Source organism: Delftia sp. PX-1 (assembly GCF_055797465.1).
The window spans coordinates 4253369-4265040 of sequence record NZ_CP184763.1 but is presented as its reverse complement, the minus strand read 5'-3'; the positions used below and the strand labels follow the sequence as shown (position 1 = coordinate 4265040).

Annotated in this window: 12 protein-coding genes; 5 read left to right on the top strand and 7 right to left on the bottom strand. The window is 67.1% G+C overall.

Annotated elements, in window-relative coordinates:
- Positions 1–32: 32 nt before the first annotated feature.
- Both ACN20X_RS19575 and ACN20X_RS19570 read right to left on the bottom strand, forming a co-directional pair.
- Positions 33–449: a hypothetical protein gene (locus tag ACN20X_RS19575; protein ID WP_016451541.1), complete on the bottom strand. Its 417-nt coding sequence runs from the start codon at positions 447–449 to the stop codon at positions 33–35.
- Entirely contained in the window at positions 449–907 is a 459-nt protein-coding gene (locus ACN20X_RS19570; protein ID WP_080518216.1) for a T6SS effector amidase Tae4 family protein, read from the bottom strand. The genes ACN20X_RS19575 and ACN20X_RS19570 overlap by 1 nt, the downstream gene beginning before the upstream one ends.
- Before the next feature lie 121 nt (positions 908–1028).
- Between ACN20X_RS19570 and ACN20X_RS19565 the strand changes: the two genes are divergently transcribed.
- On the top strand, positions 1029–1223 hold the full coding sequence (locus ACN20X_RS19565; RefSeq protein ID WP_128422688.1) for a hypothetical protein: 195 nt from the start codon (positions 1029–1031) through the stop codon (positions 1221–1223).
- Between the two features lie 100 nt (positions 1224–1323).
- Here the strand turns inward: ACN20X_RS19565 and ACN20X_RS19560 are convergent, their stop codons facing one another.
- Both ACN20X_RS19560 and ACN20X_RS19555 read right to left on the bottom strand, forming a co-directional pair.
- The gene (locus ACN20X_RS19560; RefSeq protein WP_016446281.1) at positions 1324–2481 is read right to left on the bottom strand and encodes an L-talarate/galactarate dehydratase; all 1158 of its coding nucleotides are present in this window, start codon (positions 2479–2481) and stop codon (positions 1324–1326) included.
- Positions 2482–2524: 43 nt separating this feature from the next.
- On the bottom strand, positions 2525–3493 hold the full coding sequence (locus ACN20X_RS19555) for a Bug family tripartite tricarboxylate transporter substrate binding protein (RefSeq protein ID WP_016451542.1): 969 nt from the start codon (positions 3491–3493) through the stop codon (positions 2525–2527).
- Positions 3494–3722: 229 nt separating this feature from the next.
- Between ACN20X_RS19555 and ACN20X_RS19550 the strand changes: the two genes are divergently transcribed.
- Complete coding sequence (locus ACN20X_RS19550) at positions 3723–4727, top strand: LacI family DNA-binding transcriptional regulator (protein WP_016451543.1); 1005 nt, start codon at positions 3723–3725, stop codon at positions 4725–4727.
- Between the two features lie 4 nt (positions 4728–4731).
- On the opposite strand, the gene ACN20X_RS19545 is transcribed toward ACN20X_RS19550, so the two are convergent.
- The gene (locus ACN20X_RS19545) at positions 4732–5526 is read right to left on the bottom strand and encodes an arylamine N-acetyltransferase family protein (RefSeq protein ID WP_473209769.1); all 795 of its coding nucleotides are present in this window, start codon (positions 5524–5526) and stop codon (positions 4732–4734) included.
- 96 nt (positions 5527–5622) lie between these two features.
- Between ACN20X_RS19545 and ACN20X_RS19540 the strand changes: the two genes are divergently transcribed.
- Complete coding sequence (locus tag ACN20X_RS19540; protein WP_473209768.1) at positions 5623–7116, top strand: aminotransferase-like domain-containing protein; 1494 nt, start codon at positions 5623–5625, stop codon at positions 7114–7116.
- Here ACN20X_RS19540 and ACN20X_RS19535 read toward each other — a convergent pair.
- Both ACN20X_RS19535 and ACN20X_RS19530 read right to left on the bottom strand, forming a co-directional pair.
- Complete coding sequence (locus ACN20X_RS19535; protein ID WP_026061994.1) at positions 7085–7666, bottom strand: peroxidase-related enzyme; 582 nt, start codon at positions 7664–7666, stop codon at positions 7085–7087. The genes ACN20X_RS19540 and ACN20X_RS19535 overlap by 32 nt on opposite strands.
- Positions 7667–7786: 120 nt before the next feature.
- On the bottom strand, positions 7787–8713 hold the full coding sequence (locus ACN20X_RS19530; RefSeq protein ID WP_473209767.1) for a LysR family transcriptional regulator: 927 nt from the start codon (positions 8711–8713) through the stop codon (positions 7787–7789).
- 133 nt (positions 8714–8846) lie between these two features.
- Here ACN20X_RS19530 and ACN20X_RS19525 point away from each other — a divergent pair, with 133 nt between their 5' ends.
- The gene (locus ACN20X_RS19525; protein ID WP_026061995.1) at positions 8847–9749 is read left to right on the top strand and encodes an alpha/beta fold hydrolase; all 903 of its coding nucleotides are present in this window, start codon (positions 8847–8849) and stop codon (positions 9747–9749) included.
- A 388-nt stretch (positions 9750–10137) separates the two neighbouring features.
- A complete protein-coding gene (locus tag ACN20X_RS19520; RefSeq protein WP_016446273.1) occupies positions 10138–11646 on the top strand; it encodes a YdgA family protein in 1509 nt (502 codons plus the stop codon).
- Positions 11647–11672 lie beyond the last annotated feature (26 nt).

Here is an 11672-nt window from a genome sequence, read left to right as displayed (position 1 = left end):
CTCCAACCCGGATTTTCGGGAAACGGCTTGGCCTACCTGGATTCGTAGGACGGGCGCAGTGCCGCAATCGCCTTTTGAATCGCAGCGCGCACGGCGGGCCGGTCGATCACCTCGCCACAGTGCAGCACGGGCAATGGCTTGCCCTGCCTGGGACGGGTTTCGTCGCGCATGACGGCCATATCGCCGTTGGCGCCCTTGGTGTTCTCCCTCTGCACCTGTTCGGCAATGCCCGCCAGCACTTCGATATCCCCGTGCATGCGCTGCACGACAACGGATGCCCAGGCATCTCCTTGGTCCTTGAGATAGGGCTCAGTCTGTTGGGTCAGGCAGCTTGCGATGGCATAGCTTTCAACGTCGCGCTGCACTTGCGTGCGAGCGCCACCTGCGGGATTCGTGTCTGGGGTGCATCCGGCGATGACCAGACCACATGCCAGCAAAGCCATGCGCATCAAGTGAGCTCCCAAAATTCACCAAGTGAAGTTTTGATGGATGGGTTGTCCGGATTTGTGTAAGTGGAGTAGTTGTCATAGCCCGGTTCACGATAATGGACTCCATTCCATAAGGCGATATGACCTGTGGCGCCACTCCAGTTCACGCTGAAGGCAATGATGCCTTTCAGGCCGCGAAATTTGTCATCATATGGGCTGACGGCATCAGTGGATGGTTTGCCAAGTGATTTCAAAAGATAGGATCGAAAATCTGCTACGCCATAAATGATGCGAGAACCGTCTTTTGTTCCCAATGTCCGTGCACCAGCCGTACCCGCCAAGGCTGCGTTGATCGGCGCACCGGCCTTGTTGAAGGCAACGCTCAACCGGCTGGCACATGTGTTTCCATTGGGACCGAAGCCTGGTAAGTAGATATTTTTCTCGGCAGCACCACCCAGTTCTGTGTATAGATCTTTCATGGTCTTGAATCTGACGTGGTCAGGAAACTCCTGCCATAGCCGATGAAAATTTGGTTTGATCAAAATTAGCCTTTCGTTGCTATACGCCAATCTTCATGTCGATCCCGCAAAGTGATGGAGAGTGTCCGGGCTGGCTGCAATCGGGACGGGGGCTTACCACTCGCATTTTTCCCTTGATCGGCAGGCTGGCGTGCAGGTTTGCAATCCCCAATGGGGCGGATCGTTGTCTGGCGGCAAGCATCGTAACAATCTTCTGTCCGACCTTTTCTTTTTTGTTTCAGGTAATTACATCTATCTCGAATGGCCGCTGGAATGAAATTAGGTCCCATTGAGTCTGGGCCTACTCCAGTGACTGATGGCGCGATTTCTCTGCAGTACGGGGCGTAAGCCTTTGAGGCCTGACGCCCCCAATTCCCTCAACCCCGCTCCCCGAACTCCACGCTTTCGCGCGTCCAGCGCCGTGCCTGCTCGCTCAGGCTCAGTCCCAGGCCGGGGCGCGTGGGCACAAGCATGCGGCCATTGGCGATTTCCAGGCGTTCGTTGAACAGCGGCTCCAGCCAGTCGAAGTGTTCCACCCAGGGCTCGTTGGCGCAGGTGGCGGCCAGGTGCACGTGCAGCTCCATGGCGAAGTGGGGCGCCAGGCTCAGGTGGGCCAGTTCGGCCTGGGCGGCGATTTGCAGGAAGGGCGTGATGCCGCCCACGCGCGGCGCGTCGGGCATGAGGAAGTCGGCGCTGCGGTGGCGTATGAGATCGCCGTGCTCGGCGGCGCTGGTCAGCATCTCGCCGGTGGCGATCGGCGTGTCGAAGCGCGCGGCCAGCGCGGCATGGCCTTCGTGGTCGTAGGCGTCCAGCGGCTCCTCGATCCAGACCAGGTTGAATTCCTCGAAGACACGGCACATGCGCTGGGCCGTGGGGCGATCCCATTGCTGGTTGGCATCGACCATGATGGGCGCGGCATCGCCCAGGTGGGCGCGCATGGCCTCCACGCGCCGTATGTCCAGCGCGCAGTCGGGCTGGCCCACCTTGAGCTTGATGCCGCCAATGCCGCGCTCCAGCGAGGCGCTGGCGTTGCGCTTGAGCTCATCGAGCGGCGTGTGCAGAAAGCCTCCCGAGGTGTTGTAGCAGCGCACGGATTCGCGCTGCGAGCCCAGCAGCTTGGACAGCGACAGGCCCGCGCGGCGCGCCTTGATGTCGTACAGCGCCACGTCGAAGGCCGCGATGGCCTGCACGGCCAGCCCGCTGCGGCCCACGGAGGCGCCGGCCCAGCACATGCGCGTCCACAGCCGTGCGATGTCGCTGGGGTCTTCGCCCAGCAGGGAGGGCGCGATTTCGCGGGCATGGGCGAACTGGCCGGGGCCGCCTGCGCGCTTGGCGTAGCTCAGGCCCAGGCCCCGGTGGCCGTCGCGGGTCTGGATCTCGGCGAACAGCATGGCTACCTCGGTCATGGGCTTTTGGCGGCCCGTGAGCACCTTGGCATCGCTGATGGGCCGGGCCAGGGGGAGGTAGCAGGACGACAGGCGTATCCACTGGATGCGGTCCTGGCTGGTGGTTTCGGAGAGCGCGGAAGAGGTCATGGCTGCGGGAGTGCGGTGGTTGGAAAAAGGACAGGGGCAGGCATCAGTCGATGCTGATCTTTCCGGCCTCGATGACCGTCTTCCAGCGCGCGTATTCCTGGCGCTGGAACTCGGCGAACTGCTGGGGCGTGCCGGCCACCATTTCGTAGCCGATGGAGACGAACTGCTCGCGCACCCGGGGATCGTTGAGCGCCTCGACAAAGGCCGCATGCGCCTTGTCGCGCAGCGCAGGCGGCAGGCCCTTGGGCGCGACGATGGCCTGCCAGGAGGCGACCTCCACGTTCTTCACCCCGGCCTCGGCCAGCGTGGGCAGGTCCGGCAGCACGGGCGAGCGGCGCGGGCTGGTCACGGCCAGGGCGCGCATCTTGCCGGCCCGGATGTGCTGGATCACGGCATTGATGTTCTGGAACGAGGCATCGACCTGGCCGCCGATCAGGTCGGCATGGGCGGGCGCGCCGCCCTTGTAGGGGATGTGCACGCCCTGGGTGCCCGTCTGCTGCCAGAACAGTTCGGCCGTCAGGTGGTCGCTGGAGCCGTGGCCGGCCGAGGCAAAGCTCATCTTGCCCGGATGGGCCTTGAGGTGGGCGACCACGTCGGCCACGCTTTTGTGCGGCGAGGCGGCAGGCACGACCAGCACGTTGGGCGACTGCACGGCCACGGTGATCAGGTCGAAGTCCTTGAGCGCGTCGTAGGGCAGGTTCTTGATCAGGTGGGGCACGATGACCAGCGGGCCCAGCGAGGTGACGAGAAAGGTCTGCCCGTCCGCCGCCGCGCGCTGCACGAAGGCTGCGCCGATGGTGCCCGTGGCGCCGGCCTTGTTTTCCACCACGAAGGACTGCCTGAGCTTGTCGCCCAGCCTGGGCGCCACGGCGCGCGCGACCTGGTCGGTGGAGCCGCCGGCGGGGAAGGGCACGACCAGGGTGACGGGCCTGTCGGGCCAGGCCTGGGCCGACGCAGAAAAGGCAGCGAGCGCGGCCAGGGCCAGCGCCATGGCACGAAGAATGTGATTCATCTTGTCTCCTGATTTGTGAATGACATCGTTGTCATTTCCAGGGAAATGAAAAAGCGCCGATGCCGTTTAGTAGATGCAAGGATTTGCGCTTTCAGCAAAATGATATCGTTGTCATCTTGGCTGTCAATCACGATTTCTGCGATACAGGGCAGGCTTGGCGCCCGTGCGTGGAGGGCGGTCTGCTATCTTCAGGCCCGTCCCCGATACCCGCCCGCGATCGCGCTTGCCCATGAACACACCCACACCCCCCAGGCCCGCCACGCTGCACGACGTGGCCGAGGCGGCCGGCGTCTCGCTGATCACGGCCTCGCGCGCACTGGGCAATCCTTCCATCGTTTCGGAGAAGACGCGCGAGCGCGTGCGCCAGGCCGTGGAGGCCACGGGCTATATCCCCAACCTGCTGGCGGGGGGGCTCAAGTCCAGGCGCAGCCGCATGGTGGCCGGCGTGGTGCCTGCGCTGTCGGTGTCGCAGTTCCTGCCCACGGTGCAGTCATTGACGGCCACGCTGGCGCAGGAGGGCTATCAGCTGCTGCTGGGCCAGACCTTCTACGACGAGCAGCGCGAGGAAGAGGTGCTCAACGCCATGATCGGGCGCCAGCCCGACGGCATTGTGATGATGGGCCTGGTGCAGTCCGGCAAGGCGCGCGAGCGGCTGCGCAGGACCGGCATTCCCGTGGTGGAAACCTGGGACTTCAGCGACCGGCCGCTGGACATGGTGGTGGGCTTTTCCCACCTGAAGGTGGGCAGCGCGCTGGCCGGCTATTTCCTCTCGCACGGCCTGCAGCGCGTGGGCATGGCCACGGGCAGCGACCACCGGGCCCAGCAGCGGCGCGAGGGCTTTCTTGCAGCCTGGGGCCGCGAGGTGCCCACGGTCACCGTGTCCGCGCCCGGCAGCCTGGAGCTGGGCCGGCAGGCGCTGGGCCAGTTGCTGGCGCAGCAGCCTGATCTGCAGGCTGTGGTCTGCAGCTCGGACATGCTGGCCCACGGCATTTTGGTGGAAGCCCAGGCGCGCGGCCTGCGCGTGCCCGTGGACCTGGCCGTCTCGGGCTTCGGCAATGCCGATTTCGCGGCCCATCTGCTGCCGTCGCTGACCACCGTGCATGTGGACGGGCCGGGCATAGGCCGCCTGGCCGCCGAACTCGTGCTGGCACGCTGCCAGGGCCGCAGTGCCGGGCGCTCGGCGTTCGACCTGGGGTTCGAGCTGATCGAGCGGGATTCGACCCGCCTGGCTTAGAGGCTCAGCACAGGGCAGCCGCCTGGCGCTCGGGCGCCAGCCCGAACAGGCTGCCCAGCACGTGCTGGGTCTCATCAGGGGCCAGCTGCCTGGTCTCGGTGCCGCTGGCGGTGATGGTCTTGAGCGCGTCGCCCACCAGGATCATGCGGCCGGCCGGCTGGTGCAGCACCACCACCCGCTTTTGCACGAAGATGGCGTCCGGGTGCGTGGAGTTCAGGTAGTTGGCGGGGGCGAAATCCACCCATTCCTGGGGCGACAGGTTGAAGGCGTACTGGTTGGCCCATTCACCGTCCACGCGGGCCTGCAGCAGGTATTCGCCCTGGTCGTCCAGGCTCAGGCGGAAGGTGTCGCCGTCCTGGCGGACCTCGGTGTCCAGTTCGTCCAGGGCCATGGGGGCGCGTATGCCGTAGCTGCCAAAGCCCAGGTCGCACAGCCAGCGCCGTCCCTGGACCTCGGCCACCAGGGCCATGTGGGTGCGGGGCCGGCGTGCGGGATAGAACATGGGCCGCGCCGCCACAAAGCGGTAGGCAATGCCCAGGGTCTGCAGCGCCATGGCGAACAGGCCGTTCACCTCGTAGCAGTAGCCGCCCCGGGCGCCGCCGAGGATCTTGCCCGCAATGTCTTCGGGCACCAGAGAGACGATCTTGCCGGCCTGCACGTCCAGGTTCTCGAAAGGCACGGAAAACAGCTGCTGGCGCATCAGCGCATGCAGGGTGGCGGCATCTGCCTGGGCGGAGTCCCCGGCACTGAAGCCGATGCGGCGGAAGTAGGCCTGGAGATCGAAATTGCTGGCTTGCATGGGTTTCCTCGGGTTGCTTGATGGCTGCAACGATAAATCCGGGCAGCCAATGCCTGTATAAGCAGAATCCAAGAAAACTGACCTGTACAGATTGGCATGCCCACCACCAACGAACCCTTGCCCCAGTACCGCCGCATTGCCCAGGCCCTGCGCCAGACGCTGGCCTGCGGCGCACTGCGCCCCGGCGACAGGCTGATCTCCGCCCGCAGCCTGGCCGAGCGCGAACAGGTCAGCCTGCCCACCGCGCTGGAGGCGCTGCGCTGCCTGGAGGCCGAGGGCCTGATCGTGGCGCGCCCGCGCTCGGGCTACTTTGTGCGGCAGGCAACCGGCGGCGCGGCGTTGCAGGCGTCCCGCCCGTCGTCGCGTCCCGTGCCCGTGACCCTGTCGGCCCTGGCGCGCTCGCTGTTCAGCAGTCCCGACACGCGCCTGATCCCGCTGGGTGCGGCATTGCCCGATCCGGCCTGGCTGCCCACGGCCCGGCTGCAGCGCGCGCTGCAGACCGCCGGGCGCCGCCTGGACGCGCACGGGCAGACCTACAGCATGCCGCCGGGCCGTGCCGACCTGCGCGGCCAGATCGCAGCCCGGGCCGCGCAATGGGGTGCGCGCTTCGGCCCCGATGACCTGGTCCTGACGGCAGGCGCCACCCAGGCCGTGCGGCTGGCGCTGCGCGCCGTGTGCAAGCCTGGCGATGTCGTGGCCGTGGAGCGGCCCGCCTATTTCGGCAGCCTGCTGCTGCTGGAGGACCTGGGCCTGAAGGCGTTGGAGATTGCCACCGATCCCCGCGAAGGCCTGCTGCTGGAGCCGCTGGCCGAGGCCATTGCCCGCCACCGGCCGGCTGCCGTGCTGGCATCGCCCACCGTGCAGAACCCGCTGGGCGCCAGCATGCCGGTGGAGCGCAAGCAGGCCCTGGTGGCGCTGCTGGAGCGGGCGGGCATTCCCTTGATCGAAGACGATGTCTATGGCGACCTTGCCGGCGACGGACAGCGCCCGCCGGCCTGCAAGGCCTTCGACGGCAGCGGCAACGTGCTGTATTGCGGCTCCGTGTCCAAGACCCTGGCGCCGGGCTGGCGCGTGGGCTGGATTGCGGCGGGCCGCTTCCATGCCCAGGTGCTGCAGGTGCGCCTGGCGGGCGACTGGGCCGGTGCGCCGCTGCTGGAGGCCGCCGTGAGCGAGGTGCTGGCCAGCGGCGACTACGACCGGCACCTGCGCCGTCTCAAGTCCCGCGTGCAGGCCGGGGTGCAGGCCGTCACGGCCAGGGTCGAGGCCAGCTTTCCGCCCGGCACCCGCGTCTCGGCCCCGCGCGCGGGCTTTCTGCTGTGGGTGGAACTGCCGCGCCAGGTCAATGCACTGGAGGTGCACCGCCGCGCGCTGGAGCTGGGCATTGGTGTCAGCCCCGGCCCGCTGTTTTCATCGCGCTCGGACCTGCCCAACCACCTGCGCCTGAACTGCGCCAACGAGCCCACGCCGCGCCTGCTGGGCGCCGTGGGGCAGGTGGGGGAGATATGCCGGGGTTTGGTCGACGGTGCTGCGGCGCGCCAGGGGGCACAGGTCGGCCAGCCTACTTCTTCTCGCGCGGCACGCGCCCCATGAGGAAGAACTCGGGATTGGGCTGCATGCCGGCAAAGCTGGCCATGCGGTTGGACAGGCCGAAGAAGGCGGTGATCGCGGCGATGTCCCAGATGTCCTCGTCGTCGAAGCCATGGGCGTGCAGCGCCTCGAAGTCGGCCTCGCAGATTTCATGGCTGCGTTCGCAGACCTTCATGGCGAAGTCCAGCATGGCGCGCTGGCGGGCGCTGATGTCGGCCTTGCGGTAGTTGACGGCCACCTGGTCGGCCACGTAGGGCTGCTTTTCGTAGATGCGCAGGATGGCGCCGTGGGCCACCACGCAGTACAGGCACTGGTTGGCCGCGCTGGTGGTGGTGACGATCATCTCGCGCTCGCCCTTGGTCAGGCTGCCTTCCTCCTTGAGCATGAGGGCATCGTGGTAGGCGAAGAAGGCGCGCCACTCGGCAGGGCGGCGCGCAAAGGCCAGGAAGACGTTGGGGATGAAACCGGCCTTTTCCTGCACTTCAAGGATGCGGGTGCGGATGTCTTCGGGCAGGCTGGACAGTTCGGGCTGGGGGTAGCGGGCGGTGGCCATGTGTCTTGTCTCCTGGGTGTGGTGGTTGTCGTTGCGGTCCATGTTCGCATGGCCTGCGCTGCGCGGGGTGAACGCGCATGACAGCCTGCCTGCCGCCGAGGTTGCAGATTGCGCCCGGGCTCAGGCGGGCGCCATCTCCGGCTCAGGCCGTTGTGCAAACCAGTCGCCCAGAAAGCCGGTGAGCGCGCGGATCCGGGCCGACATCTCGCTGCGCGTGGCGTGCACCAGGTAGATGTCGGCCGCAGGCAGCTGCCATTGGGGCAGGACCTCGCGCAGCGCGCCTGCGGCCAGCGGCGCGGCCACGTCCCAGAGCGAGCGCTGCAGGATGCCGTGGCCGTCCAGTGCCCAGGTCAGGGCTGCAGCGCCATCGTTGGTGCTCATCACGCCGTTGACCTTGATGTTGTGCTCGCTCAGGCCCTGGCGCGTGCGGCGGCTCAGGCGCCAGCTGCCATAGGTTTCGTCGCTCTCGCGGATCACGATGCAGCGGTGGGCCTGCAGGTCCGCAGGCTGGCGTGGCTCGCCATGGGCGTTGAGGTAGGAGGGCGCGGCGCACAGCACGCGGCGGTTGGGCAGCAGCAGGCGGGCGGTGAGGCCGGAGTCGGGCAGGGCGCCAAAGCGCACCACGGCGTCAAAGCCCTGCTCGACCAGGTTGACGGGCCTGTCCGTCAGGTGCAGCTGCACTTGCACCTCGGGATAGGCGCGCGCAAAGGCCGACAGCGCGGGCGCCAGCCGCTGGCGGCCAAAGCCCAGTGTGCAGGCAATGGACAGCGGGCCGCGCGCCGTGGCGCGCGTGCCCGAGATGCTGCGCTCCAGCGTCTCCAGGTCGGCCAGGATGCGCGCGCCGTCCAGCAGGTAGGCTTCGCCCTCGGGCGTCAGGTGGATGCGCCGTGTCGTGCGCTGCAGCAGGCGCACGCCCAGGCGCCGCTCCAGCAAGGACAGGCGGCGGCTGACGGCGGGCGGCGTCACGCCCATCTGCTGGGCCGCAGCGGCCAGGCTGCCTTCGCGGATCAGCAGCGAGAAGAAACGCAGGTCGGAAAAGCCGTCCATGGTGGATGCGGTGGATGGTTGATTCGTAAATTGAACTGATGGATCAATGCAATATTTTGCTATTTATGCAGCCTGGTTTACTGATTAGCATGGCAGGCTGACAGTCATGAACAACGTAGAAGGAATCTCCGGGATGCACACAGATCCATGGATGCCGGGCCTGCGCCAGCAGCGCATCACGGTCGATGACGGGGTGGAGATCAACGCCTGGGTGGGCGGCCAGGGGCCGGCCCTGCTGCTGGTGCACGGCCACCCGCAGACCAGCGCCATCTGGCACCGCGTCGCGCCCCGGCTGGCGCAGCAGTTCACCGTGGTGCTGGCCGACCTGCGCGGCTATGGCGACTCCTCGCGCCCGGCCGGCGATCCCGAGCATGTGAGCTACAGCAAGCGCACCATGGCCCGCGACCTGCTGCGGCTGATGGCGCGGCTGGGCCATGAGCATTTCAGCGTACTGGCGCATGACCGGGGCGCGCGCGTGGCGCACCGGCTGGCCATGGACTATCCCGCCAGCGTGCAGCGTCTGGTGCTGCTGGACATTGCGCCCACGCTGGCCATGTACGAGCAGACCGGCGAGGCCTTTGCGCGCGCCTACTGGCACTGGTTCTTCCTGATCCAGCCCGCGCCGCTGCCCGAGCGCCTGATCGAGGCCGACCCCGCCGCCTATGTGCGCGAGATCATGGGCCGGCGCAGCGCCGGCCTGGCGCCCTTCGATCCCCGGGCGCTGGCCGAGTACCAGCGCTGCCTGGCGCTGCCGGGCAGCGCGCACGGCATGTGCGAGGACTACCGCGCCTCGGCCGGCATCGACCTGGACCATGACCGCGAGGACCGCCGGCTGGGGCGCAGGCTGTCCATGCCGCTGCTGGTGCTCTGGGGCGAGGAGGGCGTGGTGCACCGCTGCTTCGATCCGCTGCGCGAGTGGCAGCTCGTGGCCGACGATGTGCGCGGCCGGCCGCTGGCCTGCGGGCACTACATTGCCGAGGAGGCGCCCGACGCACTGCTGGACGCGGCCCTGCCATTTCTGTTGCAGGCCGGGTGAGTGCGGTCATTGTTGGCTTTCGGGACTGCATTCAGGCAAGCCGGCAAAAAAGGGAAAAGAGGGCAAAGGTGCATTCGCACCATATCTGCGGAGACATAGCGTTCTCCATGGATTCAATTGGTATGCCAATCGTGTCCGGAAAAGGTAAGCAATTGAAAAAACCGCATGCCTGCTGCCCGCATGCAATGCCCAGGTCCCAATCCTTGAAAGCCGCTGGAGACAAGGCCTGGCAAGGGCTGGGCAACGCCTTGCGCCCATAGGGGGCCGCCGCTCAAGGTGCAGGCGAGCCAATGCGCAGCCCATTGCCGATGCATGGTGAAACGCCGAACTGATACAGTCGCGCGGCCCGCCCGAGGGGGAGGGTCTTATTCATCACGGGATATTCACAATGAGCAACAAGAAAACCGCAGTGGCTGCTGCCGTGGCATTGGCCGTCGTGGCCTATGGAGGAACCACCTGGTATACGGGCCAAAGGGCCGAGTCCGGCTACAAGGATGCCGTGGCCGAATTGCGCAAGGTGCTGGGCGAGAAGGCCGTCGTGACCGACGAATACCACAAGGGATTCCTGTCGTCCCAGGCCAAGCTGGTGCTGCAGTGGCCTGCGGCTGGCGAGGCCGATGCGCCCGCCGCTGCAGACGCCGGCGCAGAAGCCGCCCCCAAGCCCGTGCGCCTGGTGGTGGACACCACGGTGCGCCACGGCCCGCTGGCCGGTGGCCGCCTGGCGGCGGCGGTGTCGGAGACGCGCTTTGCGCTCGACGGCCTGGACGAAAAGAGCCGCCAGACCCTGGCCAAGGCTGTCGCTCCCACGCTGACCAGCGTGCACCACTTCACGGGCGGCCAGGATGTGCGCCTGCTGCTGCCTGCAGGCGAGATGGGCGACAACGAAGTCACCATGCGCTGGCAGGAAATGGTGCTGGACACGGCCCTGGGCGGTGGCAGCGTCAAGGGCACCTGGCGCTGGCCCGAGGTGGCCCTGCTGGGCCTGCCCAGCCGCGACAAGTCCATGGGCGTGGAAGAGGAAGAGGGCGAGGAGGAGGAATCCGACAACGACGAGGCCATCGCTGCCCAGCCGGCCGCAGCGCCGGTGGAGCGCACCAGCATCGTGCTCACGGGCCTGGAAAGCAGCTTCGAGAACAAGGTCATCGACGGCCTGTGGGGCCTGGGCCCCGGCAAGGCCAGCGTGCGCATCGCCCGCTTCGGCATGAGCAGCACGCCCGCCGAAGGCGGCGAGGCCAAGACGCTGCTGGACCTCAAGAACGTGGACGGCAGCTCGGTCATCGAGTCCGACAAGACCACGCTGGGCATGACCACCCAGGTCAAGGGCACGGGCCGTATCGGCCCCATCGATTTCGAGTCCGTGGGCTACGAGGAAAAGATCCAGCGCCTGGACATCGAGGCGCTGCGCGGCTTCCAGCGCGTCATGGTCGAGGGCTACCGCAAGGAGGGCCTGGCCAAGGCACTGGAATCGCTGGAAGAGCAGGGCATGGGCGTGCTGATGCAGAACGCCCCGCGCCTGGTGGCGGCCCTGCCGGCCTACTCCATGAAGCTGCAGGCCACCTACCAGGGCCAGACCGGCCACCTGGAGTACGGCGCCGAAGTGCAAAGCGCGCCCACGCAGGAGCAGGTCGCCCAGGCCGGCTGGATGCCGGCGCTGCTCAAGACCTCGGCACTGCAGGCCAATGCCAGCCTGCCCAAGGCCTGGCTGGAGCCGCTGATCAAGGCATCGGGCAAGCCCGATGTCTCGGCCGAGGATGTGGAAGGCATGCTGGGCATGGCCCAGGCCACGGGCTATGCCCGCCTGGAAGGCGACAAGCTGGTCAGCGCGCTCAAGATGCAGGCCGGCCAGGTCACGCTCAACGGCAAGCCCATCGCCCTGCCCATGGGCGCGCTGCAGTAAGCGGCCATCCACCTTCGGGGCGTCGC

Coding starts and splice junctions, on each gene's coding strand:
- ACN20X_RS19530 (WP_473209767.1), bottom strand. CDS start 8,713: ATGGACGGCTTTTCCGACCTGCGTTTCTTCTCGCTGCTGATCCGCGAA.
- ACN20X_RS19555 (WP_016451542.1), bottom strand. CDS start 3,493: ATGAATCACATTCTTCGTGCCATGGCGCTGGCCCTGGCCGCGCTCGCT.
- ACN20X_RS19570 (WP_080518216.1), bottom strand. CDS start 907: ATGAAAGATCTATACACAGAACTGGGTGGTGCTGCCGAGAAAAATATC.
- ACN20X_RS19540 (WP_473209768.1), top strand. CDS start 5,623: ATGCCCACCACCAACGAACCCTTGCCCCAGTACCGCCGCATTGCCCAG.
- ACN20X_RS19560 (WP_016446281.1), bottom strand. CDS start 2,481: ATGACCTCTTCCGCGCTCTCCGAAACCACCAGCCAGGACCGCATCCAG.
- ACN20X_RS19575 (WP_016451541.1), bottom strand. CDS start 449: ATGCGCATGGCTTTGCTGGCATGTGGTCTGGTCATCGCCGGATGCACC.
- ACN20X_RS19525 (WP_026061995.1), top strand. CDS start 8,847: ATGCACACAGATCCATGGATGCCGGGCCTGCGCCAGCAGCGCATCACG.
- ACN20X_RS19550 (WP_016451543.1), top strand. CDS start 3,723: ATGAACACACCCACACCCCCCAGGCCCGCCACGCTGCACGACGTGGCC.
- ACN20X_RS19520 (WP_016446273.1), top strand. CDS start 10,138: ATGAGCAACAAGAAAACCGCAGTGGCTGCTGCCGTGGCATTGGCCGTC.
- ACN20X_RS19545 (WP_473209769.1), bottom strand. CDS start 5,526: ATGCAAGCCAGCAATTTCGATCTCCAGGCCTACTTCCGCCGCATCGGC.
- ACN20X_RS19535 (WP_026061994.1), bottom strand. CDS start 7,666: ATGGCCACCGCCCGCTACCCCCAGCCCGAACTGTCCAGCCTGCCCGAA.